Source organism: Bacillus sp. 0102A (assembly GCF_036765155.1).
GTDB lineage: Bacteria > Bacillota > Bacilli > Bacillales > Bacillaceae > Bacillus > Bacillus subtilis_G.
This window is the reverse complement of sequence record NZ_JBAIZW010000002.1, coordinates 730,387-752,731: the sequence shown is the minus strand read 5'-3', so window position 1 is coordinate 752,731 and position 22,345 is coordinate 730,387. Positions and strand designations below refer to the sequence as shown.

29 protein-coding genes are annotated in these 22,345 nt (G+C 45.3%); 26 read left to right on the top strand and 3 right to left on the bottom strand.

Features of this window, described 5'->3' with window-relative positions; translation table 11 throughout:
• The first annotated feature begins 22 nt into the window (after positions 1 to 22).
• On the top strand, positions 23 to 976 hold the full coding sequence (locus tag V6D41_RS08045) for an N-acetylmuramoyl-L-alanine amidase (RefSeq protein WP_333517828.1): 954 nt from the start codon (positions 23 to 25) through the stop codon (positions 974 to 976).
• A gap of 34 nt (positions 977 to 1,010) precedes the next feature.
• Here the strand turns inward: V6D41_RS08045 and V6D41_RS08040 are convergent, their stop codons facing one another.
• The gene (locus V6D41_RS08040; RefSeq protein ID WP_333517827.1) at positions 1,011 to 1,388 is read right to left on the bottom strand and encodes a PH domain-containing protein; all 378 of its coding nucleotides are present in this window, start codon (positions 1,386 to 1,388) and stop codon (positions 1,011 to 1,013) included.
• A 105-nt stretch (positions 1,389 to 1,493) separates the two neighbouring features.
• On the opposite strand from V6D41_RS08040, the gene V6D41_RS08035 reads away from it, so the two are divergent.
• A complete protein-coding gene (locus V6D41_RS08035; RefSeq protein WP_333517826.1) occupies positions 1,494 to 2,096 on the top strand; it encodes a poly-gamma-glutamate hydrolase family protein in 603 nt (200 codons plus the stop codon).
• A gap of 76 nt (positions 2,097 to 2,172) precedes the next feature.
• Positions 2,173 to 3,009 carry a manganese catalase family protein gene (locus V6D41_RS08030; protein ID WP_087990878.1) on the top strand — a complete coding sequence of 279 codons (837 nt, stop codon included), beginning with the start codon at positions 2,173 to 2,175 and terminating at the stop codon, positions 3,007 to 3,009.
• A 50-nt stretch (positions 3,010 to 3,059) separates the two neighbouring features.
• Here V6D41_RS08030 and V6D41_RS08025 read toward each other — a convergent pair whose 3' ends face one another.
• Together V6D41_RS08025 and xre are read right to left on the bottom strand one after the other, a co-directional pair.
• Positions 3,060 to 3,656 carry an ImmA/IrrE family metallo-endopeptidase gene (locus V6D41_RS08025; RefSeq protein ID WP_148963862.1) on the bottom strand — a complete coding sequence of 199 codons (597 nt, stop codon included), beginning with the start codon at positions 3,654 to 3,656 and terminating at the stop codon, positions 3,060 to 3,062.
• Positions 3,657 to 3,817: 161 nt separating this feature from the next.
• A complete protein-coding gene (gene xre / locus V6D41_RS08020) occupies positions 3,818 to 4,153 on the bottom strand; it encodes an HTH-type transcriptional regulator Xre (RefSeq protein ID WP_148963861.1) in 336 nt (111 codons plus the stop codon).
• Between the two features lie 177 nt (positions 4,154 to 4,330).
• On the opposite strand from xre, the gene V6D41_RS08015 reads away from it, so the two are divergent.
• The 23 genes from V6D41_RS08015 to V6D41_RS07905 all read left to right on the top strand — a co-directional run bounded on the left by V6D41_RS08015 (position 4,331) and on the right by V6D41_RS07905 (position 22,332).
• On the top strand, positions 4,331 to 4,510 hold the full coding sequence (locus V6D41_RS08015; RefSeq protein ID WP_333517825.1) for a hypothetical protein: 180 nt from the start codon (positions 4,331 to 4,333) through the stop codon (positions 4,508 to 4,510).
• Positions 4,497 to 5,333, top strand: coding sequence for a phage portal protein (locus V6D41_RS08010; protein WP_333517824.1), 837 nt, complete (start codon positions 4,497 to 4,499; stop codon positions 5,331 to 5,333). The genes V6D41_RS08015 and V6D41_RS08010 overlap by 14 nt, the downstream gene beginning before the upstream one ends.
• Positions 5,233 to 6,033, top strand: coding sequence for an ATP-binding protein (locus tag V6D41_RS08005; protein WP_333517823.1), 801 nt, complete (start codon positions 5,233 to 5,235; stop codon positions 6,031 to 6,033). The genes V6D41_RS08010 and V6D41_RS08005 overlap by 101 nt, the downstream gene beginning before the upstream one ends.
• Positions 6,033 to 6,200, top strand: coding sequence for a hypothetical protein (locus tag V6D41_RS08000; RefSeq protein ID WP_087990884.1), 168 nt, complete (start codon positions 6,033 to 6,035; stop codon positions 6,198 to 6,200). Before V6D41_RS08005 ends, V6D41_RS08000 begins: the two co-directional genes overlap by 1 nt.
• A gap of 84 nt (positions 6,201 to 6,284) precedes the next feature.
• A complete protein-coding gene (locus V6D41_RS07995; protein WP_333517822.1) occupies positions 6,285 to 6,638 on the top strand; it encodes a phage portal protein in 354 nt (117 codons plus the stop codon).
• Complete coding sequence (gene xtrA / locus V6D41_RS07990; RefSeq protein ID WP_003220566.1) at positions 6,635 to 6,841, top strand: phage-like element PBSX protein XtrA; 207 nt, start codon at positions 6,635 to 6,637, stop codon at positions 6,839 to 6,841. Before V6D41_RS07995 ends, xtrA begins: the two co-directional genes overlap by 4 nt.
• 114 nt (positions 6,842 to 6,955) lie before the next feature.
• A complete protein-coding gene (locus V6D41_RS07985) occupies positions 6,956 to 7,465 on the top strand; it encodes a sigma-70 family RNA polymerase sigma factor (RefSeq protein ID WP_333517821.1) in 510 nt (169 codons plus the stop codon).
• Between the two features lie 117 nt (positions 7,466 to 7,582).
• The gene (xtmA, locus tag V6D41_RS07980; RefSeq protein WP_333517820.1) at positions 7,583 to 8,380 is read left to right on the top strand and encodes a phage terminase small subunit; all 798 of its coding nucleotides are present in this window, start codon (positions 7,583 to 7,585) and stop codon (positions 8,378 to 8,380) included.
• Positions 8,377 to 9,678: a PBSX family phage terminase large subunit gene (locus V6D41_RS07975; protein WP_333517819.1), complete on the top strand. Its 1,302-nt coding sequence runs from the start codon at positions 8,377 to 8,379 to the stop codon at positions 9,676 to 9,678. The genes xtmA and V6D41_RS07975 overlap by 4 nt, the downstream gene beginning before the upstream one ends.
• 3 nt (positions 9,679 to 9,681) lie before the next feature.
• Positions 9,682 to 11,169 (top strand): phage portal protein, encoded by a 1,488-nt coding sequence (locus V6D41_RS07970; protein ID WP_333517871.1) that lies wholly within the window; start codon positions 9,682 to 9,684, stop codon positions 11,167 to 11,169.
• Positions 11,170 to 11,188: 19 nt separating this feature from the next.
• Positions 11,189 to 12,016 (top strand): XkdF-like putative serine protease domain-containing protein, encoded by an 828-nt coding sequence (locus V6D41_RS07965; protein WP_333517818.1) that lies wholly within the window; start codon positions 11,189 to 11,191, stop codon positions 12,014 to 12,016.
• A gap of 25 nt (positions 12,017 to 12,041) precedes the next feature.
• On the top strand, positions 12,042 to 12,977 hold the full coding sequence (locus tag V6D41_RS07960; RefSeq protein ID WP_087990890.1) for a phage major capsid family protein: 936 nt from the start codon (positions 12,042 to 12,044) through the stop codon (positions 12,975 to 12,977).
• A gap of 21 nt (positions 12,978 to 12,998) precedes the next feature.
• The gene (gene yqbG, locus V6D41_RS07955) at positions 12,999 to 13,382 is read left to right on the top strand and encodes a protein YqbG (RefSeq protein WP_333517817.1); all 384 of its coding nucleotides are present in this window, start codon (positions 12,999 to 13,001) and stop codon (positions 13,380 to 13,382) included.
• Entirely contained in the window at positions 13,379 to 13,735 is a 357-nt protein-coding gene (locus tag V6D41_RS07950) for a DUF3599 family protein (protein ID WP_333517816.1), read from the top strand. Before yqbG ends, V6D41_RS07950 begins: the two co-directional genes overlap by 4 nt.
• Entirely contained in the window at positions 13,732 to 14,217 is a 486-nt protein-coding gene (locus V6D41_RS07945; RefSeq protein ID WP_333517815.1) for an HK97 gp10 family phage protein, read from the top strand. Before V6D41_RS07950 ends, V6D41_RS07945 begins: the two co-directional genes overlap by 4 nt.
• Before the next feature lie 12 nt (positions 14,218 to 14,229).
• The gene (locus V6D41_RS07940) at positions 14,230 to 14,670 is read left to right on the top strand and encodes a phage tail terminator family protein (protein WP_333517814.1); all 441 of its coding nucleotides are present in this window, start codon (positions 14,230 to 14,232) and stop codon (positions 14,668 to 14,670) included.
• A gap of 3 nt (positions 14,671 to 14,673) precedes the next feature.
• Positions 14,674 to 14,892: a hypothetical protein gene (locus V6D41_RS07935; protein ID WP_003220589.1), complete on the top strand. Its 219-nt coding sequence runs from the start codon at positions 14,674 to 14,676 to the stop codon at positions 14,890 to 14,892.
• Positions 14,889 to 16,289, top strand: a complete 1,401-nt coding sequence (locus V6D41_RS07930; RefSeq protein ID WP_333517813.1) for a phage tail sheath family protein — start codon at positions 14,889 to 14,891, stop codon at positions 16,287 to 16,289. The genes V6D41_RS07935 and V6D41_RS07930 overlap by 4 nt, the downstream gene beginning before the upstream one ends.
• Before the next feature lies 1 nt (position 16,290).
• A complete protein-coding gene (locus V6D41_RS07925) occupies positions 16,291 to 16,734 on the top strand; it encodes a phage tail tube protein (protein ID WP_087990896.1) in 444 nt (147 codons plus the stop codon).
• Between the two features lie 290 nt (positions 16,735 to 17,024).
• Positions 17,025 to 17,471, top strand: a complete 447-nt coding sequence (locus V6D41_RS07920; RefSeq protein WP_003232676.1) for a phage-like element PBSX protein XkdN — start codon at positions 17,025 to 17,027, stop codon at positions 17,469 to 17,471.
• Between the two features lie 29 nt (positions 17,472 to 17,500).
• The gene (locus V6D41_RS07915) at positions 17,501 to 17,650 is read left to right on the top strand and encodes a hypothetical protein (protein ID WP_087987202.1); all 150 of its coding nucleotides are present in this window, start codon (positions 17,501 to 17,503) and stop codon (positions 17,648 to 17,650) included.
• A gap of 1 nt (position 17,651) precedes the next feature.
• Positions 17,652 to 21,680 carry a transglycosylase SLT domain-containing protein gene (locus tag V6D41_RS07910; RefSeq protein ID WP_333517870.1) on the top strand — a complete coding sequence of 1,343 codons (4,029 nt, stop codon included), beginning with the start codon at positions 17,652 to 17,654 and terminating at the stop codon, positions 21,678 to 21,680.
• A complete protein-coding gene (locus V6D41_RS07905; protein WP_087990897.1) occupies positions 21,673 to 22,332 on the top strand; it encodes a LysM peptidoglycan-binding domain-containing protein in 660 nt (219 codons plus the stop codon). Before V6D41_RS07910 ends, V6D41_RS07905 begins: the two co-directional genes overlap by 8 nt.
• Positions 22,333 to 22,345 lie beyond the last annotated feature (13 nt).

The following is a 22,345-nucleotide window of genomic DNA, read 5'->3' as shown; positions in this document are numbered from 1 at the left end:
AAGAAAAAAGGAGAGATGATGGGTGAGCATTCAAGTGAAGAAAAATTTGGTTTCTGAGGCGAAATACGCGTTGAAGTGCCCCAATGCGATGTGCGCTGAATACATTACCATTCACAACACGGCAAACGATGCGTCAGCGGCTAATGAAATCAGCTATATGATTGGGAACACCAGCTCGACAAGCTTCCATTTTGCGGTGGATGATAAAGAGGTGATTCAAGGTCTGCCGCTTAACCGAAACGCCTGGCACACGGGTGACGGCACAAACGGGACAGGCAACCGCAAATCGATTGGCGTTGAGATTTGCTACAGCAAATCGGGAGGTCCAAAGTACGAGGCAGCTGAAGCCTTGGCGATTTCATTTGTCGCACAGCTTTTAAAGGAGCGCGGCTGGGGAATCGATCGGGTGAGAAAGCATCAGGACTGGAGCGGAAAGTACTGTCCGCACCGCATTTTATCGGACGGGCGCTGGGATCAAGTGAAGGCGGCAATTGAAAAGGAATTAAACGGAGGCGTGTCGGCGAAAAAGGCTTCAGTCTCTTCTTCGGCGTCTGTATACCATGTGAAAAAAGGTGACACACTGTCAGGTATTGCCGCATCGCACGGTGTCAGTGTGAAAACGCTGCAAAACATAAATCATATTATTGACCCGAATCACATCCAAGTCGGCCAGATGATTAAACTGTCGCAACAGGCGTCTTCTTCTAAAAGCCATGCCTCGTCTTCATACCGGCTCCCATCCGGAGTGATCAAAGTGACAAGCCCGCTGACGAAAGGGGCAAACGTAAAACAGGTGCAGACTGCTTTAGCTGCCCTTTATTTTTATCCTGATAAAGGAGCGAAAAATCACGGCGTTGACAGCGTTTATGGCCCGAAAACAGCAAATGCCGTGAAACGTTTTCAGTCTGTCAGCGGATTAACGGCCGATGGAATTTATGGTCCGAAAACGAAAGCGAAAATAAAGGAAAAGCTGTAATCAATAAACGGAAGCGGAAGCTTCCGTTTTCATCTTACATACAAACTGCTGCAAGAACCTTTTGAACATCATAAATGCTTTCATCTTTTTTAAACTGTTTTGAGACAGCGGGAAGTTCCGCGCCGGAAATCCAAATTTTCAGCTCTGAATCTAGGTCAAAGCGGCCAGCGGTTTCCACGCTGAATCTGGAAATGCTTTTATACGGAATCGATTGAAATTCCGTTTTTTTACCTGTGATTCCCTGCTTATCTACAAGAATAAGCCGCTTATCAGTAAACACAATGACATCTCGAACCAACTTAAACGCGGCATCAACATTTTCACCTTCCAGTAAAATGCGAGCCAGCTCTTCTTTTGCCTCAGCTGTAGACAGTGTTGACGCATTGCCAAGTAATCCATCAATAAATCCCATCATATACCTCCTGATATGTAGTCTATCAAATCATACTATAAAAAGGTTTTCATTCATAGATGAGTAGAGTAAACTGGTGCTGACTGGCAAAGGAGAGCGTTCAAAATGAAAGATAGGTATGACAGCTTTGCAACCCTTTCTGCTTCTGAATCAGAGTACCGGATAGTTTATGAAGAGAAAAACGGAAGTGAGCTTATTGTTCTCGGTCCCCACGGCGGCAGAATTGAGCCAGGCGTCAGTGAGCTGGTGCGGGCATTTTCCGATCAATGTTCCATTTATTTGTTTGAAGGTGTGAAGCAGCGAAACAACCGTTCCTTACACCTGACAAGCACTCGGTTTGACGAGCCGCTGGCTTTAGAAAAAGTGAACGCCCACCACTGCGCATTAGCATTTCATGGGTATCATGATCCAAAAACTCCGCATACATTGGTCGGTGGCGCGGATCGTAAAAAAGCCAGGCACATTTGTGAGCGGCTGAATGAAGCAGGCTTCAGTGCCGAGCTTACGAGTGAGAAAGACCGGCTGGCAGGTGTGCATCCGAACAATATTGTCAATCGGACGAAAAGGAAAAAGGGACTGCAATTGGAAGTAAGCACGGCTCAGCGAAACGCGTTGTTCCGCAATGTTGGCTGCCGTGATGAAAGTTACAAACAAAACGGTTTATTTTATCGATATGTGGAGGCTGTTAAGCTTGGTTTTTATGATTGATTGAAGCGGGACCTGCACGATCCGCCTATTCCTTCATACGCTGAGGTTGTGCAAAAGTGTAGGGAGGAATAAATCAATGTTTTACCATATTAAGGAGCTTCAATATCAAGCAAAGCCGGCTCATCCCGATCCTGTTTATGCGAAAAAACTTCAAGAGGTGCTGGGCGGCCAATTCGGCGAGATCAGTGTCATGATGCAATATTTGTTCCAAGGGTTTAACTGCCGTGCTGATGCGAAATATAAAGACTTGCTTTGTGACATCGGAACGGAAGAGATTGCCCATGTGGAAATGCTGGCGACAATGATTTCCAGGCTTCTGGATCATGCGCCGGCTGATGTGCAGGAGGATGCTTATAAGAGTGATCCGGCTGTTGCGGCTGTGATGTCAGGCATGAATCCGCAGCACGCCATTGTCGCAGGTTTAGGCGCGATGGCGGCTGACAGTGAAGGATATCCATGGAATGCCAAATACATTATTTCAAGCGGGAATTTGCTGGCGGATTTTCGCGCAAACTTAAATGCGGAATCTCAAGGGCGCCTTCAGGTAACCCGGCTCTATGCGATGACGGATGATCCTGGGGTAAGAGATATGCTGTCATTTTTAATTGCAAGGGATACTTATCATCAAAATATGTGGTATGCGGCCATTAAAGAGCTCGAAGAAAGAGAACGGGATATTGTCGTTCCAACGACGTTCCCGCGTGAACTCGAAAAGCGGGAAGTCGCTTATGACCTGTTTAACTTTTCCAGAGGGGATGAAAGTTCACAAGGAAGATGGGCTCATGGCGAAGCCTTTGACGGCCGGGGCGAGTTCAGATATATTCCGGCCCCGATTGCGTTCGGGCCTGCGCCTCATCTTAAACCGGCGCCTATGTGGGTGCATGATACTATTCCCCCAATGTCGAAATGTTAGTTTCTCTGCCGGGCTGAGATAGAGGATTTCTGTTCCCAGCCCGTTTTTGCTTATCTGTTTTTGCCGATATGATATAACGCTTTTTCTTCGGCGACCTGCAAGTGCTGCTGATCGTCTTCCTCGTACGCATTTGGCCGCTTGTGTGATAATAAGTAAGCGAGCCGCTTCTGAAATTGAATACCTGCTTTACGCCGTTCAAACATTTCAAGCCTTTTTTCCGCAAATTCTTTTGTTACCCGGAATACCGCCGCGATTGTAGCGAGCGCCTGGCTTCTCCATTGCGGCAGTTCCATCTGCAACAGCATAAAGGTTGGCACACAGAAGTGGTACATAAATTGATTTGCCTGAAATTCCTGCAATTCCCTGAAGAGCTTGTTCATGTGAAAATGATTGCCTGCATGCTTTAACACGTGGCACAGTTCATGGCCGAAATCCTCCCATTGCTCTTCCGGTGATTTTCTCTGGTTCAATACAATACTGTACATGCCGTCGTATTTGACCATCATGCTCCCCATATCCTCAAAATGAACCCAAATATCAAGGTCCTTTGCGATTTTCAGCATGTCAATGTGATGGGGGGAGGTGACGCCCAGCCGGCTGTATATATTTTTTACGTATTCCTCCAGATGTGATAAGTAATCGCCCAATTGAATACTCCCTTTCGAACATTTGTTCTGTTTTTGGCGAGAAAGAAAAGCCCGTATAGGACTGGAAAGTGTGTAGAAATCTTTCCCTTTTCTAAAAAAAATAAACAGTTTTTTCTTTATATCGGTCTATTTTTTATATGTTTTAGAGAACAGAGAAAGATTTATTTATTTTTTCGGTTTTTCTCTTTTTCTTTTAAATAGTTGATAAATTCGATGGCTTGCTGTTTGCTTTCTGGGGAAAAATCCTGCATATCACGGTATGCGAGCTGCAAGTCCGGATCTGAAAACATATCGTCGTCGGATTTTTTGTCTTTCCCTGTTAATAAGTAATCAGCCGTTACTTGAAAGTAATCAGCCAGCTTTTGCAGTGTGTCGTAATCAGGTTCGCTCCGCCCATTTTCATAATGGGAATATCGTGCCCGTGACACACCGATGTGTGATGCGATTTCTTCCTGTGTCCTTTTCCCTCTGAGACTCTTCAATCTGCCGCCTATCATGCTATGACCTCTCTTTTTAAACTCCCTAAGTTACTTATGATTATAGATACAATCTGTATCAAAATAAAGTTATGATAAAAAAAGTATCAAAAATAACTTGATGATACATAATGTATCGTTTATACTTGGTAACAGTTGATACGAAATGTATCGAAAACATGTCAGGAGAGTGATCATATGTATCCCATCCAAATTGTTTTTAGTGAAAACCCCATAGATCAGCGCCATCTCGGACAATCCGGCGGCACCATTTCGTTTACGGCGTGCGGCCGTCCGGTATTCCACTTTGAAACACAAGAACAGTTTCAAACATACATGTTGCTAAAAGGAGAAGCTCCGTACAATGAAAACCGATAAAAGCTATCCTTTTCCTACGTATTCAGGGCTTTTGAATTCAGAACATTATGACAATATAGGTCCGGCGCTATGGCTGTTTCTCTGGTTCATCAGTTCAACAACAAAAGAAATTGAAAAAGACGGCGTAAGCTGGGGAGCCGTGCTTGGCCATAAGCCGTTAAAAGCGAGAGAGATGGCAGCTGTATTCGGTGTCAGTGAAAAAACCGTCAGAAGATGGCTGGAGCTCCTCGAAATGCATGAGTACATAAAGGCTGTCCGCGCGCCGTACGGACTGGTGATTTCGGTAAAGCATTCCAAAAAATTCAGCTTCAGATCGGACAAAACTGTACACCGGAGTATAACGGAACGGACATTTTCGCCGCGGGCACCGGACACAGACGTCCGCTCAGATAAAGATAAAACAAACATAAATACTGCTGCTGATGATGCAGTGGATTATATTGCGAAGCGGTTTACACAATTACGGTCGGCTCAAGAAGGACGCACCGTGTATCCTTCCTCCAGAGATTATCAAGCCATCGCCCGTATTGTCGCCATCGGTGTTCCTGTGACGCAAACAATCAAATGGCTTGAAGAATGCTTTCAAGCCTTTGAAAACCGGCGGACCGCCGCTTCAGAAACAATCAAGGCCTTTCGCTATTGCTTGAAATTCATTGAAGACCGATTTTTCGCGCAGCAGGCCAAAAAGAGTGGCGCAATTCAACATGAGAGGATGGAAAGACATGACAAAACGAACAATCGAGCAGATTTTGGACGAGCTGAGAAGAGGGAGACGTCCATTACTGGCGGACAAACCGGCCGAATCAGACGCAAGCCGCTATGATTGCCCGCGATGCAAGGATCAGGGAGGCTATCTCATCCGGCAGAATGATCTGGAAGTATGGACGATGTGCAGCTGCATGGCAGAACGGAAAGTGAAGCGGCTGCTCGGTGCTAGTGAGATTACCCCCGCCTTCAGACAGCTGGGTTTCAAAGAGTTCTGCATTGAGGGAAAGCCGCAGGCCATACAAGACGCGTTTGAATGCACAAAAGAGTATGTGGCGGATTATGAACAAATCAAGGAAAACCGGAAAAACAGCATCGCCCTTTTAGGACAGCCCGGATCAGGGAAGACACACCTTTTGACCGCTGCTGCCAATGATTTGATGAGAACACTACATGTGCCGGTCATTTATTTTCCGTATGTGGAGGGCTTTACCGATCTGAAAAATGACTTTGATCTTTTGGAAGCGAAGCTGAACCGGATGAAGCAGGCAGATGTGCTGTTCATCGATGACTTGTTTAAACCGGTGAACGGCAACCCCCGCGCCACAGATTGGCAGTTAGAGCAAATGTATTCGGTACTCAACTACCGCTACTTAAATCATAAACCGCTTTTGCTTTCGAGCGAGCTGACGATTGAAACACTTGTCCGGGTCGATGAAGCGCTCGGCACGAGAATCTACGAAATGTGCAGTGACTATTTAGTGATTATCAAAGGAGCTGCCTGCGAGCTGAATCATAGATTGGAGGGGGTCAGATAATGTGCAAACTTTGTCAAACAAAAAAAGTCATTGTAGAGCATACCGAAATTGGAGCCGTTTTTCATCCATGTCCGAACTGCCGATCCGGCACTGATTTAACGCCGGTCATTCAAAAGCTGGAGGAAATGCTGACAGCGGGAAAAGCGAGGCTGAATGTCCATGATTAAAAAGCTGACCGCTTTAATTGCTTTGCTGATTCGAGCGAAGCGAACGGAGAAAAACATTGAACAATGGTATAAGGATGACGGGAAGTGAAAGTGTTGGCAAAAACGAAACAGGCAGAGAAAAGCCCTGCACCGTGGCGTGCCGTCCCGTGCGGGGATACGAAACCGATCTATATTTATTCAGCTTACAGCGAAGAAGAAAAAGAAAGGTTCCCATATTCAAACGGGAGGCTGATTGCCGCTGTATTTGACCTCAGCTCATATTCGCAAAAAAACAATGCCGCTTTGATGGCGGCAGCACCTGAACTGCTGGAAGCGTCTAAAGCAGCTCTGGATTTTCTGAAAGGGAATTCGGTTCATTCAAAGGAGCGCATCATTCAGCTATTAGAAAAAGCCAAAACAATCGCGGAAAAACCGCAAAAGGGAGGAAAAGAAACATGATCAATCCTAAAAAACTATTAAATATTGATTCCATCACGCTGGAGAGCCAGCTGGAGGACGGAAAAATCCGTGTGATTATTGTGGACGGCATCAAGCAAGAAGCATGGATCACAGAAGCGCCAGAGCATGGAAAAACGCTTGTCGAAACGAGAAAGGGAGACCTTGCCCGCGTGGAATTTGAAATCGGCTACAAATTAAATTAAAGCGAAAAAAGAATACGTCCAAGACGGAAAGCCTGCGGACACTGATCAACTTGCACAGCATTTGTGCGTTGATTGGTGTCCGTTTTTTTGTTCCAAAATAAGGAGGATCATAGAATGCAAGACTTACTATTTGAATATAAACGCACGCTAAAACAAACAAGAACACAATATAAACCGCTCGCAGAAGCAGATGAATCCATACTCTCAGTTGAAGAGCTGAAGGATAAAAAAATCATCAGAAACATGATTACTGATCTGGAATATGTAACAGAATGGCTTGAAAAAGGAAGACAGCCCGGCATCAGACGGGCGATTGACCGACGTGATGCGTACCAGCGGCTGATGATCAAAGATCCGAGAATCATCGAATCATTTTCCAGCGCTATGATGTTTGAGCCGGACGGACAGGTATCAGAAGAAGACAGAGAGAGAATCCGAGAAGCGTTATCCCTGTTAACGGACAGAGAAAAAGAAATGTTTTTGCTGCATAAGGTAGAATGCTTTTCTTACGAACGGATTGCTGATCTTCTCGGCGTGAAAAAATCAACGGTGCAAACGACCATTAAACGGGCGATCTTAAAGATGCAAAGACAGCAGGAAGAAATAAATCGATCGCTTGCCTGAAAGCTTGTCATACGTTTGCCACCTATAAGTGAATAGAGCATGACACATAAGCGGCTGGCAGGATCAGCCGCTTTTATGAATAGACATCCATGCTGGAGGTGGCGGTGATGCCGTAGCATGAAAACACAACAGCGCGAACAAGCATTAGCAATCTATCAACAACATCAAGGAAAGATCACAAATCGGGCGATTGCGGATACAATCGGTGTTTCCGCGAAAACAATCGGCATCTGGAAAAAACAAGACAAATGGAAAGAGGCCTTGTTTTCTGAAACCAGAAACGAACAAAAACAGCGCCGGATAGATAATGATGAATTAAATGAACGGCAGCGGCTGTTTTGCCTGTATTACGTCAAAAGCTTCAATGCCACACAATCAGCAATCAAAGCGGGCTATTCTCCGGACAGCGCCCATGTGACGGGCAGCCGGCTGTTAAAGAATGAAAAGGTCGCTGCTGAAATCAGGCTTGTTAAAAAAGAAATGGTCAATGAAATGTTTATTGAAGCGATGGACGTGCTGCAGGTTTACATTAAAATCGCGTTTGCGGATATTACGGACTATGTGACTTTCGGAAAAAAAGAGGTCCAGGCTGTCGGGAAATCGGGGCCGTTATTTGATGAAGATGATAATCCGATTATGAAGGAAATCAGCTTTGTCGATGTCAAAGATTCCGGGCTTGTTGACGGCACCATTGTGACGGAAGCGAAGCTCGGCAAAGAAGGCATCGCCATCAAGCTCGCAGATAAAATGAAGGCGCTCGAGAAGCTGTCCTTATATTTCGATTTGTTTCCAGATCAATTGAAACAAAAAATTGAAAACGAGAAATTAAAGCTTGCCAAACAAAAAGCGGAGAAAACAGATGACAGTCAAGCGCCGATTGAAATCATGATCAAACGAAAAGAGGGCAACCCATGATTGTAAAAGAAATCAACCCTCATTTCGAAAATTACGTGTTCAATTGGGAGCAGACGTACCAGTTTCTCGTCGGCGGCTACGGTTCATCCAAAAGCTATCATACCGCATTGAAAATCGTATTAAAGCTGCTGAAGGAAAAACGGACGGCTCTTGTCATCCGTGAAGTGTTCGATACCCATCGGGATTCAACCTACTCCTTGTTTCAAGAGGTGGTCGAAGAGCTCTGCCTCACAAAGGTTGTGGCACCTCTTTCTTCCCCGCTGCAGCTGCGGTTTCAAAACGGCAGCCGGATCATGTTCAAAGGAATGGACAATCCGGCGAAATTAAAATCAGTTCATAACATTTCATTAATATGGATTGAAGAGTGCTCAGAGGTGAAGTATGAAGGCTTTAAGGAATTAATCGGACGTCTTCGCCACCCTGACTTGAAGCTTCATATGATCTGCACCACCAATCCCGTCGGCACCTCCAATTGGACGTACCGGCATTTTTTTCGGGATGAACGCAATAAACGGTTTGTTCTGGATGACAGCGAACTTTACGAAAAGCGGACGATTGTTAAGGGAGATACGTATTATCATCATTCCACAGCAAACGACAACCTCTTTCTCCCGAAGAGCTATGTGAAACAGCTTGACGGACTCAAGGCGTATGATCCTGACCTGTACCGGATTGCCCGCAAAGGACAATTCGGCGTCAATGGGATCAGGGTGCTGCCTCAGTTCGAGGTGCTTCCGCATGATCAAGTAAAAGAACGCATCGAAGCCATCAGCAAGCCGATATTTCGGACAGGGATGGATTTTGGCTTCGAGGAATCCTACAATGCCGTCGTCCGGCTCGCCGTCGACCCTGAAAAAAAATATCTCTACATTTATTGGGAGTATTATCAAAACAAAATGACAGATGACCGGACGGCTGAGGCGCTGCGTGAGTTTATTGATACACAGGAGTTGATCAAAGCCGACTCCGCTGAGCCGAAAAGCATTCAATATTTCCGCCAGCAGGGTTTTCAGATGGTCGGAGCCAGAAAGTTTCCCGGCTCAAGGCTTCAATACACCAAAAAAGTGAAACGATTCAAAAAGATCTTCTGTTCGGACCGCTGTGAAAATATCATCTATGAGCTGAAGACGCTGACGTATGCCAAAGACAAAAACGGCGTGCTGATAGAGGATGAATTCACAATTGACCCGCATACGCTGTCTGCCATTTGGTATGCGCTTGATGATTATGAAGTTGCTGATATGAAAGAGACAGCACACAAACGAATCCGGCCGAACCGGGAAAGGAGGAGGTCATAAATGATGCACAATCAAACCGTCAGAGCGACTGTATTCAAAGCCAATGCCGCCGCTCCTCAGACAAAACAAATCTATGAAGATGACTTTTCTGATTTGTATGGAGAGGATATTATCGCACCGCCCTACAACATCATCGAGCTTAAAACCATTGCTGAATACTCGACGATTCTTCAGCAATGCATTGATGCGTACAGGGTGAATATTACAGGTTTTGGCTTTGATGTTGAGTACACGTTTGATGTCAATGCGAATGACGTGGATCAGACGAAAAAGCAAAAAGCGGAAAAAGAATGGGCCAGACTTGAAGCCTTTTATAAATGTCTTCACTTTGACGAATCAGCCGAAATGATTTTAGGCTATGCCATTGAAGACAGAGAAAAAACAGGCAACGGGTTTATGGAAGTGCTCCGCGACGGAATGGGAAAACCAGCCGGCATTGAATATTTAGATGTGAAATATATGCGTGTATGCGGAGCTGGTGAGCCAGTCGAGGTCTCATTTGTATATGAAGAAAACGGGAAAATGAAAAGGATCAAAAGGCAAAAACGCTTCCGAAAATATGTGCAAATGATTAATGGAGAGAAAGTATTTTTCAAGGAATACGGCGATCCTCGAAAAATGGACATGCGAACGGGTGAATATGTAAACACATTGGCAGAGAAGCATCAAGCGAATGAAGCGATTCATCTCAAAATCGGAAGCAACGTATACGGGGTGCCCCGCTGGGTCGGCAATATCGTCAATTTATACGGTGCGCGAAAAGCGGAAGAGCTCAATTTTATGTATTTTAAACAGGGACGGCACGTACCCGCTGCGATCACAGTGGAAAATGGGATGCTGTCAGAAGCTTCTTATCGTGAGTTGCAAGAGTATATGAATGATCTTGAAGGTGTGGAAAATGCCCATAAATTTCTCCTGATTGAAGCGGAGGGAATCGCAAAGGAGAAGGACCTACACGGGGGCGAGGACATTACACCAGTTTCCGTGGAAATCAAATCCTTGGCGGAAATTCTCCAAAACGACGCCTTGTTTCTTGAGTACGATGAAAAAAGCAGAAACAAGCTGCGCTCGGCGTTCCGCCTCCCGCCGCTGTATACAGGCGAGGCGCAGGAATACAACCGGGCGACAGCCGATACCGCCAGAAAAATCACGGAGGAACAGGTCTTTCAGCCGGAGCGGAAAACGCTCGTGAATAAACTGAACACGCTGCTTTTGCCGGAGCTGAATATTCATGATGTCAGGCTGACATTAAAAGGACCGGACTTTCGTGATCCGCTTGAGATTGCGAAAGTGCTCGGTCCTTTTATTACAGCGGGAGCCGTCTCGCCGAATGATTTACGTGACCTTGCTGGACGGGTGCTTGGAAAAACGCTGGAAGAGTGGCCTGAGGAAATTTATAAACGGCCTGCAGGACAGGATGCGGAAAAGACAAACTTGACTGCGCTCATGCAGGAGCTGAAAGAAAGCATCGAAGAGATCAAAACGTCCTGAAGGGAGGTGAATCAAGCAGGTGGCGCGGGAATTAAAAAATGCCAAAATCAGCTTTGTCAGCTATGTGGACAAAGCGGCTAACCAGACAGAATTTTTCTTTACGAAGTCAGCCGGACCTCCGTCATTCGAAAAAAAGGTTCGGCTGTTTACAAAAAGTGAGCAGGATGAACAAAAGCTTGTGTACGGAATCGTGTATGAGCCAGATGTTCCTGACGCCCACGGCGATTTTATGACCGCCGAGGAAATTGAAAAAGCAGCGCACGGCTTTCTCGCGGAGGCACGGGAGATTGACATCAATCACAGTTTTGAGGGCGGAACCGGCGTCGTGGTCGAGTCATATGTGGCGCCCGCTGATTTTATGATCGGGTCAAAGCAGATTGCGAAGGGCTCGTGGGTGCTCGTGACGAGAGCGTCTGACGATGTGTGGGAACAGATCAAGGCTGGAATCATCACCGGCTACAGCATGGCGGGCACTGCTGATGTGTATGAGGAAGAACCGGTTGAAAAAGCGGGATTCTTCAGTGTGTTCAAGCAGATGCTGGCTGACAAAACAGGAAAGGAGACTGAAGAAATGAGAAAAGAAGACATGAAAGAATCATTCGAGCATGCGCTTTACCCTCTGCTTAAACGGCTTGAACGGATTGAAAAAAACACAGACGCGGAGGAAAACCCGGAGCAGACGGGTGATGACGAGCGTCTGAAAAAAGTTGTTGAAGAGATGCTCGCCCCGCTGATTGAACGAATCGAGGCTTTGGAAAAAGCGCGAGGCGCATCTAAGCAGACAGCGGACGATGCGGGCGGCAATACAGAGCAAGTTAAAAAATCAATCTGGAGCGGACTGCTGTAAAACCAGTCAAAGAGGAGGAAATCAATTGAGAAATCAAGAGATCATTCGGAAAGCGGAAATGTCGCTTTCTGCTTTAAAAAGCGGCGGACTTATGAACCCTGCACAAGCATCGGCTTTTATCCGCATGGTGCAAAACACGCCGACCATTTTCAGTGAATCCCGTGTGATTCAAATGGAAAATGACTCGCAAAAGTTTGAGAAAATCGGCTTCGGCCAGCGTATTTTGCGGGCGGCTCAAGAAGGAAAAGCACTGTCAAACGACGAGCTGACTGTTCCAACGACTAGCACTGTCCAACTGAACACGAAGGAAGTCATTGCGGAAATCAACATTACGTATGACACACTCGAAAACAATATTGAAAAAGACGGCCTGCAGCAGACGATCATGAAGATTTTAGCAGAGCGCGCGGCAGTAGATATTGAAGAGTTGATTGTAAACGGCGATACAGCATCAGCAGATCCGTATTTGGCACAGCTGGACGGCATTCGCAAACAAGCGGTGTCCCACATCGTTGATATGAACGGTGAAGAACTGTCCAGAGCGACATTCAAGAAAGGCTTAAAGGCTGTTCCCGCAAAATATTTGCGCATCCCTCAGGAATTCAGATTCTATACATCTCACGGCTTAGAAGTTGAATGGAAGGATCGCGTGGCAGACCGCCAGACAAACTTAGGGGACCAGGCTGTTCAGGGCGGCTTGTCAACTGCATTCGGCGTACCGGTTAAAGGGGTATCCAATATGCAGCCGTACACAGTCGGTGAGGGAGACGCGCAATATGACGCTTCCGATATCATTCTCACACATCCGAAAAATATTATTCTCGGCTTCTCTCGCAATATCCGAATTGAAGTCGACAAAGACATCCGCTCCCGTAAATTCATTATTGTCTTAACGGCCAAGCTGGACAGCAAGTTCGAGGAAGAGGATGCCTGCGCGAAATTAATTAACGTAAAAGAATAATAGAAACGGGGTGGTCAGCTCATGCTCATTGAACCGACTGACGTAGCCTCCTATTCGGTCTTTGATCGAGTGAAAAACAGGCCGGAAGAACTGCTGGCGCAGGATATTATCGAGGCGGAAGCGGAAGCGGCCCTCATCACAGGCCACCGCTTTGAAGACAGCATGTACGAACCGCTGCCCGATAAGGCGAAACTGGCTTTGCTGAAGCTTGCCCAATATTTTGCGCTTGTAAACAGCGATGAATCAGCCTCATCAAGCTATCAGTCTGAAAAAATGGGGGATTATTCCTACACGGTTTCCGGAGACGGCGGCATTCAGCGGCCGGAGGTATATCATTTGCTCGAAGCGTTTATCGCGCCGGGCTACGTCCCTGAATCCTCCAGACTGAAGGTGAGGTCTTTATGAGCTATCAGCACATGCTCATTCACCACTGTGACATTTATCATGAAGCAGTGCAAGCGCCGTCTGTAAGCCGATTCGGGATTCCGGCGGATAAGCTTCAGCCAGTGATTTTGTATCCGGACTCACCCGATGAACAAGATGTCCCTTGCTATTTTACCGAAAAAACGCAGCAGCTGATCCAGAAAGAGCCGAATCAAACTGTATATCACAGCTTTCTCGTCCATTTTCCGTTGTCAGCGGACATCCGCGTGAACGATAAAATCATTTGGGAGAATCATCAATATATACTAAAGCTGCCGAAAAGGATCAGACATCATCATTGGGAAGTCATCGCGGTCAGGGATGAAAGCCTATGAAAATAAAGGGGCTGAAACAGCTAAACACATCATTAAAAAAAGCGGCATCAGGCGGCTTTTCACGTCAGGCGTCCCGCTGGCTTGAGGAGTGCGGGCAAGATTTTCTGGAGATCGTTCAATCTGAACTGATCAGCACACAAACGATTGATACAGAAAAACTGCTCAGCTCCTTCGAGAAAGGCGCAGATGACAATCTCTGGATTGCGCAAAGCGGCGGGCTTTCGCTTGAGGTGGGGACACAGCTTGATTACGCTTCATTTCTTAATGACGGCCATTGGACGTCAAAAGAAAATGTCAGATGGGTGCCGGGGCATTTCCAAGGTGCGCGGTTTATTTATGATCCCGCGGCTTCAACGGGAATGGCGCTCAAGAGAAAATGGATCCCGGGCACGAGCTACTGGGATCATGCGCTGCTTTTATATGAACAGCTGTTTGAAACATCGCTGGAAAGCAAATGGCGCCAGTGGCTGAAGAAGCTGTAAAGGAGGAGCAGGATGAACAGCGAAACAGGATCGATCATGGCGTTTTTATACAGTAAGTGGTCTGTTCCCATATATGAACGCGAGCTGCCTGATCAGTTTCAAGTGCCGTCGATATACGTCCCAACGCCATCTGTTTTCGAGGAAACAGATACAGTCTCCACATTTAAAAAAACCTACAGTCTCAATGTGAAGCTGTTTCATCTTGACTCTGTTCAGGCGCTTGATGAAGCGGACAGGCTCGCGGATGCCATCAGAGAAGCGAGAAATATGGTTCCGCTGCTCAGTGAATCCGGTGAGAAGACGCGGGAGATGGTTCGCATTACCCGAATCGAGACAAGGGTAGGAGACAGGGGCGAGGCGGTCATGGTGATCAGGTGGAGCAGCCGATATTATTATCACAAAACAGAACAGCCTGTCTTACAGGATATCGACATGAACAGCGGGGTGAAATAAGCGGTGGCAAAGAACAAACAACAGAAGAAGGCTGTACATACGGAGAGCCGGGAAGCTCTTTTTGATACAGCGGATTTAATTAAGCACGCGAAGGAGCTGTTCGGCGTTAAGCCGGATATCCTTCAGGGGGCTTTATTTGGCGTGGATCAAACACGTATGACGAAATCAGAAGCCAATCAATTGATTCAAACATTTCTAACCAAGGAGGTCATGTCATCATGAATGGCGGAACATTTACAACAGGCAAAGAAAAAGAACGTGCAGGCATTTATTTTAACTTTAAAACGACAGCACAGGAGCGGGTGTCACTCGGTGAGCGGGGAACAGTCGCGCTTCCAGTCGCATCAAGCTGGGGCGAAGCGAAAGCGTTCGTTTCCATTTCCAGTGTTGAGGACCTAAACAAAAAAGTGGGCCTCAGCATTGATGACCCGTCCTTATTGCTTTTGCGTGAAGCAAAGAAAAATGCGCAAACGGTATTGATGTACCGTCTATCCGAAGGTGTCCGAGCATCTGCTGATATTGCTGAAGGCGTCAAAGCGACAGCTGTATATGGCGGATCAAAAGGAAATGACATTATCATCCGCATTAACCCAAATGTGCTGGATGCTGCTTCTTTTGATGTGACAACGTATATGGATGAATCAGAGGTTGATAAACAAACCGTCAAAAAGGCTGAAGAATTAACAGCTAACGGCTATGTCACCTTTACCGGAACAGGCGATCTTTCTTCGACAATTCCGCTCACTGGTTCAGAAGGTGACACTGGAGCTGAGACACTGAATGCATCTGCAGGAATCCGTTTGTCCGGCGGTACGGATCAAACACCTGTCAACTCCGACTATACAGACTTTTTAGCCGCGGCTGAAACGGAGAGCTTTGATGTGATTGTGCTGCCTGTTGCGGAAGGGGATCAGCTGAAGGCAACGTTTGCTGCGTTCATTAAGCGCCTGCGCGACGGCCAGGGACAAAAAGTGCAAGGGGTCACAGCCAATTATGCCGGTGATTATGAAGGGATCATCAACGTAACAGAAGGTGTGCTGCTGGAAGATGGCACAGAAGTTACGCCTGACATAGCAACGGCTTGGGTAGCTGGGGCAAGCGCAGGAGCTACCTTTAACCAATCACTGACATTTGTAGAGTACGAAGGCGCCGTTGATGTGTTACAACGCCTTGACCACGATGCGATTGTTGAACGTTTGGGCAAAGGCGAATTTTTATTCACATTCGACGCCCGCGATAAATCCGTCAGTGTAGAAAAAGACATTAACTCACTCGTTACATTCACAGCCGAGAAAAACAAAAAGTTTGCGAAAAACAAAATCGTTCGTGTCCTTGACGCTGTGAATAATGATTTAACACGCGAGCTGAAGACCTTAATCAAATCAAGAAAAGGCAGCGGAAGCGATATCCCGGCGTCTGAAGACGGGCTTCAGTATGTAAAAACGATGATCACGCAATACATGACAACGCTTCAAGATGCGGGCGGCATCACTGGCTTTGATTCTGATGAAGATATCACAATTTCAATGAATGAAGACCGTGACGGCTTCTTGATTGATCTGGCTGTACAGCCTGTCGACGCAGCAGAAAAATTCTACTTTAATGTGGAGGTAAACTAATATGGCATTAAAAGCGCAAAATACAATCTCAGGAAAAGAAGGCCGCTTATTTCTTGATGGCGAAGAAATGGCGCACATCAAAACATTTGAAGCAAACGTCGAGAAAAACAAGTCAGAAGTAAACATTATGGGCCGCCGCATGACAGGCCATAAAACAACAGGGGCAAATGGAACTGGAACAGCGACGTTCTATAAAGTCACATCAAAATTCGTGCTCCTGATGATGGACTATGTCAAAAAAGGCAACGATCCTTACTTCACACTCCAAGCTGTCCTGGATGATCAATCCTCCGGACGAGGCACAGAGCGAGTCACCCTGTACGACGTCAACTTCGACTCTGCCAAAATCGCAAGCCTTGATGTCGATTCAGAAGCATTAGAGGAAGAAGTTCCATTTACATTCGAAGACTTCGACGTGCCTGAAAAGCTTTCCGACACATTTTAATCAAAGCTGAACCAGCCATACGCAGGCCTTTCTTAGAAAGGTCTGTCAGCGTGTCGACAAACCCTCGCATTCGTTGTCAGGCCTGCGCGTCGGTGCTCACGAATTCCAACATTCGCTGTGCTCCGATGCTCGCCCTTCCTAGACTTCAAGGGTTTTCAATCACGCTGAAAAGATGACAAAGTCCTAAAACGAAAACCGTTTTAGGACTTTGTCAACAATCTAGCAGGCCTTTCTCAGAAAGGCCTGTTTTCACACGATGAAATCAATCAAAAGATAAGGGAGTTTTTTACATGAGCGAGAAGAACGAAAACGTATATGATCTTTCCTTTTTTATGCCGGGAAAAACAATTGAAGCTGAGGAAATCAAAGTGCCGATCTCAAAGCGTTTTGTTGATAAAAAAGGGAATGTCATTCCGTTTATTTTAAAACCAATTACAACTGAACGAATTGATGAATTGGAGAAAGAAAATACCACATTTAAAAATGTGAAAGGGCGCGGCCGCGTCAAAGATTTAGACTCCCAGCGCTTTTATGCGAGAATTGCCATCGAATCCACTATTTACCCTGATTTTCGTTCAAAAGATTTAAGGGAAGCTTACAAAACAGCGGATCCGGTAGAAGTTGCCAAACGTGTACTATCTGTTGGGGGAGAGTATGCAAACTGGCTGAATAAAGCAATTGAAATTAATGGTTTTGAGGATGATCTTGAAGATCTAGAAGAAGAAGCAAAAAACTAGTAAAGGATGGCGATAAGGAAGCTGTGTATTTGTATTATGCAATGCATGAGCTTCATTATTCGCCATCCCAGCTTCTTGAATTATATGAATCACCCAAACACTTTAAAGCTCTTTTATACGGGTTAATAGGATATAAGCTGGATCTATTGGAAAAAGAATCAAGGAGAGGAGGGAATTAATATCGCAAAATTAACCGCCCGATTTGATCTCGAAGACAAAGTATCTAAAAAACTAAAAAGGATACATAAAGGATTCCAAGAGGTCGAAAAAAAAGTCAAGACCATTAATCGACAAATCAAAATCAGCATCAGAGCAGAAGATCAGGCGTTTTACCGGCTGAGAAAAATAAATGACTACATCATTTTGAAATTCGCGAAATCACTTGAAATCAAAGTTGTACTCGATGACCAAGTCAGTTCAAAGCTGGAAGCAATTGAACAAAAATTAAAACGGCTGCCTAAAGAAACGAAGCTGACTGTATCTTTGGTAGACCGGACAGCAGCTGCGTATAAAAAAATAAAGAAGATGCTATCTAATCAAAAGCTATCATTCCTTTTGGTTCCAGATGACAAGGTTACTTCAACTGTTAAAAAGATTATTGGTTATATCAAGAAAAATTTGAAAAATGGATATACAGTCAAATTAAAAGTCATTGATGAAATCACAAAAACAGTTAATCGATTAACAGCACTTTTGAGGAAATTTGAAAAAACCTATTATGTAAAGGTCGTTGTTAAGACAAAAGTATCAGACAAAATCAATAAAAAAGAAAGCCCGATTAACAAAGAGAAATCTAAGAAAGAATCAGGCACATCCTCGGATAAAGGCTCTGATAAAAGCACTGATCAAAAACCTGGCTGGGTCGGAAAAATAAAAGGATGGCTGAAGGATTGGTGGACAAAATCAGCTTGGCCTTGGATTAAGGATACGCTTAATGAAATAGGCAAAGCTTTTGTAGATCGTTTTAAAGAGAGATTGATAGAAAAGCTGAAAAATGATGTGTTTGATAAGATCATTGATAAAATTCTAGGTCCCCAAAAAAAAGACGATTCTGGTGAAAATTCTGAAACAGATAAAAAAGTCCTTAACCGTAATACAGGAGGAAATTGTTGCTGTAGCTGCTGTGAAGGCGGCGGTATCAGTCCAGGCACTAAAAATAAAAAAACATATAGAAAAAAGAAAAGCCCGACAAAGGCTCCAAACAGAACACTCAAGGTTCCTGGAGAGGTGATCAGAAGACGCCAGAGCGGTACATCTGGTGAAAGTGCACCGCGGACTTCAGGTTCGAAGTTAAAGAACTGGTTCGGAGGCCTAAAATCGCTAGGGAAGGATTCATCCAAACTAGGAAAAGCGTTCAGAGGAATGGGGAAGGCTGTTCCATACGTAGGATCTGCTTTAGCCATGTTCGATCTAGTTGGAATCAATAAAGATAATGCCGGCGAAAAGGTTGGTTCAATCGGTGGACGCATTGCCGGAGCAGAAGCGGGTGCAACTGCCGGGGCAGAAGCAGGTGCAGCGATTGGATCCTTCGTAGGTCCGGAAGGTACCGTAATCGGAGGCGCTATCGGTGGAATAGGCGGCGGTTTAGTAGGCGGAATAGGCGGCGAAGAAGCAGGTAAGAACATAGGTAAGATGTTTGATACTTCTAAGTTAAAAGAGAACATAAGCAATTCACTATTTAACAAAGAGTGGTGGAGTGGAAAATGGAATTCTATTTCTGATACTGCCAATGGGGCAATTACTTGGATTGAAGATACATGGAGTAAAGTTTCAACTTGGTTTGACCAGTATGTGTTTACGCCTATTTATAATGTAGCTGTACCCGTGATTAATTTTATAGTAGGTTTGTTTGCTTATGCATGGGATGGCATATTGGCAGTATGGAACATTGTTTACCCGTGGTTTAAGGATAACGTGTGGGACCCAATAAGCGGAGCAGTTACTAAAGTTGCTACAACGATATGGACTGGATTGTGTAACGCTTGGACAGTTATTTCAGGTATATGGTCAACTGTTTCAACGTGGTTCATGGATAATGTGTGGAACCCTATGAGTGAAGCAGTAACAACTGCGGCAACATGGATTTGGAAAAAGATTAATGATGCATGGACGACTATATCTGATATTTGGTCCAGCGTATCGACTTGGTTTTATGATAATGTATGGAACCCGATTGTCACAAAAGTAGAAGATATTAAAACTTCAATAAAAGAAAAATTTGACGATGCAAGGAAATTTTTTGAGGATGCATGGGATGGAATTGAAACTTGGTTTAATAAACATGTGAAAGACCCATTGGTTAAAGTAGCAGAGAAAATTGCTGAAAAATTTCAATGGGTAATTGATTTAAAAGATGCTGCTAGTTCAGGTATAGGATATGTTAAAGATGCAGTCGGAGGTTTCGTTACAAAAGTAACGAACAGAGGACAGGAAATTACTCATCTCGAGAAAAAAACAAGTAAAAAGAGTTCGAAAGAGAAAACTAGTTCTAAAACAACTACTAATAACATTTTTTCTCAATCTCCATCAAATAATATGACTGTTCTTCAACAATCACTGAGTCAAAATGCCACAGGCGGTTACATCACTAAACCAACCATCTCTTGGATCGGTGAAGCCGGCAAGGAATTCGTTATCCCTGTCGATAACAACCGAGGCCGTGGCAAAATGCTTCTTTCACAAGCGGCGTCTAAACTCGGTATGCAAGTCGTAGACGACATGGGAGCCGCTTCGTCTTCTGGTGGAAGTTCGGTATCTGTCTCAGGAGGAGCAGCTGCCAGCCCGTTATCAGGATCAGCTTCTCCATCAATGGACACTGCAAATCTTACAGGCCAAGCGTCCGCACTCGGACAGCAATTTTCAGAAGGCATTGGCAAAGGCATCAGCAAAGAGCCGGTCAATATTGAGGACTGGAAAAAGAAAAACATCAATACGCCATTTACGCAAATGATTTCTTCTTCACCAAATTACGGAAAACAAATGGTGAGCGGGTATTACAAGGGTCAAAACGGCACTGCAACCGGTACAGATGGCTTTTTGCAGACGAAAGTCAAAACACCATTCCAGAACACCGTGAATAAGTCCTCTTCATGGGGAACCGGTACGATCAAAGGGTTTGCTTCCGGTCAAAATAGTTCACAAACTGGCACTGATCAGTATGTAAACACTCATGTGAATAAGCCGTTTTTGAAGTCTAAAGAATCATCAAACGGCTGGGGAACCGGAATGATCGGGAATTTTGTTTCAGGCATGACTTCAAAGGCAAGTGAAGTCCATGAAGCTGCCAAGGAACTCGCGAAAAAAGTTGAGAAGGCATTTCGCGAAGAGCTGGATATCCATTCACCTTCCCGCGTCATGATGAGTTTGGGGCGTTTTGCTTCAATTGGTGTTGTCAAAGGTCTTGGCTCAGTAGATGTAAAAAAATATGCTGAAAAACAAGCTGGATCACTGGCTGCTGCTTATTCAGGAATGGGTGCGATGAGCGGGAATGTGAAACAGTGGGTTATGGCGGCTCTCATGGCCACAAAGACACCGATGAGCTGGCTTCCTGGACTCATGACAATTGCCCAGAATGAGTCAGGCGGCAACCCGAACGCAATCAACCTATGGGACAGCAACGCAAAAGCGGGGCACCCGTCACAAGGGCTCATGCAAACAATACCGAGCACCTTTAACGATCATAAAGCACCGGGCATGGGGAACATTAAAAACCCGATTCACAATGCAGCTGCGGCGATCGGCTACATTAAAAGCAGGTATGGGTCAATCAATAACGTGCCAGGCATAAAAAGTTTGAATCATGGCGGTCCCTATGTCGGTTATGCAAACGGCGGGCTGATCACAAAAGAACAAATTGCCCGTGTCGGTGAAGGAAATAAACGTGAATGGATCATTCCTGAGGAGCGGGGCATCCGCGGCCGTTATCTTCTGCAGAAAGCGGCGCAAGCTCTCGGGATGGAAGTGACAGATCCGTCTCAATCCCAGCAGTCTGAGCTTTCTTCAGGACAAGTTTCAGCTGTAACTTCATCTAGCCGGCCAACCGCAGGGGTTTCCGGATCAAAAGAGATTTATATTCAATTTAACGGTGACCAGCACTTCCATAATGGACAAGACGCCGAAACCCTTGCAGCGAAAATCAAGCAGGCGCTTACAGACGAACTGCAAAAAGATATCAATATTGGAACGAAGGGAGTCGTTGCATTTGACTAAATCCGTATATGAATTTTGGATTTCACAAGGGAAGGATAAGCTGCGGCTCCCCGTTCTTCCCGACCAGCTAAATATTTCAAATGCGGTTCAGAATGATACGGTTAAAGTAGCGAAGTTCGGTGACCTTACATTTATTGACGAACAGGGAGCGAAAGACATTTCGTTCTCTTCGTTTTTTCCAAAGAAATACAGCCCGATAGCTGAATATCAAAACTTCCCGTCGCCGGAAAACGCGATAACAAAAATTGAAAAATGGATGAAGGCCAAAAAACCGGTCCAGTTTTTGATTACGGGGACTAAAGTGAATTTGACCTGCAGTATTGAAGGTTTTTCCTATAGCGAAGGCCAGCAGGATATCGGAGATCGTTCGTTTGATATTCAATTAAAAGAATACAAAACCGCTTCCCCCCGAAAAATCAAACAGAAGAAAAAAACAAAGGCAAAACGTCCGTCGAAGGCGTCTCCAAAAACCTACACCGTGAAAAAGGGAGATACGCTGTGGGACATTGCCGGCAGGTTTTACGGGAACAGCACGCAATGGCGCAAAATTTGGAACGCTAATAAAACCGCAATGATCAAACGGAGCAAACGGAACATCAGGCAGCCGGGGCACTGGATTTTTCCCGGCCAAAAATTAAAGATACCGCAATGAAACAGGTGATGTG

What these genes read in the sequence shown, in the direction of transcription:
- V6D41_RS08040 (WP_333517827.1), bottom strand. Translation starts at nt 1,388, where the DNA reads ATGGGATTTATTGATGGATTACTTGGCAATGCGTCAACACTGTCTACA.
- V6D41_RS08035 (WP_333517826.1), top strand. Translation starts at nt 1,494, where the DNA reads ATGAAAGATAGGTATGACAGCTTTGCAACCCTTTCTGCTTCTGAATCA.
- V6D41_RS08030 (WP_087990878.1), top strand. Translation starts at nt 2,173, where the DNA reads ATGTTTTACCATATTAAGGAGCTTCAATATCAAGCAAAGCCGGCTCAT.
- xre (WP_148963861.1), bottom strand. Translation starts at nt 4,153, where the DNA reads ATGATAGGCGGCAGATTGAAGAGTCTCAGAGGGAAAAGGACACAGGAA.
- V6D41_RS08015 (WP_333517825.1), top strand. Translation starts at nt 4,331, where the DNA reads ATGTATCCCATCCAAATTGTTTTTAGTGAAAACCCCATAGATCAGCGC.
- V6D41_RS08010 (WP_333517824.1), top strand. Translation starts at nt 4,497, where the DNA reads ATGAAAACCGATAAAAGCTATCCTTTTCCTACGTATTCAGGGCTTTTG.
- V6D41_RS08005 (WP_333517823.1), top strand. Translation starts at nt 5,233, where the DNA reads ATGACAAAACGAACAATCGAGCAGATTTTGGACGAGCTGAGAAGAGGG.
- V6D41_RS08000 (WP_087990884.1), top strand. Translation starts at nt 6,033, where the DNA reads ATGTGCAAACTTTGTCAAACAAAAAAAGTCATTGTAGAGCATACCGAA.
- xtrA (WP_003220566.1), top strand. Translation starts at nt 6,635, where the DNA reads ATGATCAATCCTAAAAAACTATTAAATATTGATTCCATCACGCTGGAG.
- V6D41_RS07985 (WP_333517821.1), top strand. Translation starts at nt 6,956, where the DNA reads ATGCAAGACTTACTATTTGAATATAAACGCACGCTAAAACAAACAAGA.
- xtmA (WP_333517820.1), top strand. Translation starts at nt 7,583, where the DNA reads ATGAAAACACAACAGCGCGAACAAGCATTAGCAATCTATCAACAACAT.
- V6D41_RS07975 (WP_333517819.1), top strand. Translation starts at nt 8,377, where the DNA reads ATGATTGTAAAAGAAATCAACCCTCATTTCGAAAATTACGTGTTCAAT.
- V6D41_RS07970 (WP_333517871.1), top strand. Translation starts at nt 9,682, where the DNA reads ATGCACAATCAAACCGTCAGAGCGACTGTATTCAAAGCCAATGCCGCC.
- yqbG (WP_333517817.1), top strand. Translation starts at nt 12,999, where the DNA reads ATGCTCATTGAACCGACTGACGTAGCCTCCTATTCGGTCTTTGATCGA.
- V6D41_RS07950 (WP_333517816.1), top strand. Translation starts at nt 13,379, where the DNA reads ATGAGCTATCAGCACATGCTCATTCACCACTGTGACATTTATCATGAA.
- V6D41_RS07945 (WP_333517815.1), top strand. Translation starts at nt 13,732, where the DNA reads ATGAAAATAAAGGGGCTGAAACAGCTAAACACATCATTAAAAAAAGCG.
- V6D41_RS07940 (WP_333517814.1), top strand. Translation starts at nt 14,230, where the DNA reads ATGAACAGCGAAACAGGATCGATCATGGCGTTTTTATACAGTAAGTGG.
- V6D41_RS07930 (WP_333517813.1), top strand. Translation starts at nt 14,889, where the DNA reads ATGAATGGCGGAACATTTACAACAGGCAAAGAAAAAGAACGTGCAGGC.
- V6D41_RS07925 (WP_087990896.1), top strand. Translation starts at nt 16,291, where the DNA reads ATGGCATTAAAAGCGCAAAATACAATCTCAGGAAAAGAAGGCCGCTTA.
- V6D41_RS07920 (WP_003232676.1), top strand. Translation starts at nt 17,025, where the DNA reads ATGAGCGAGAAGAACGAAAACGTATATGATCTTTCCTTTTTTATGCCG.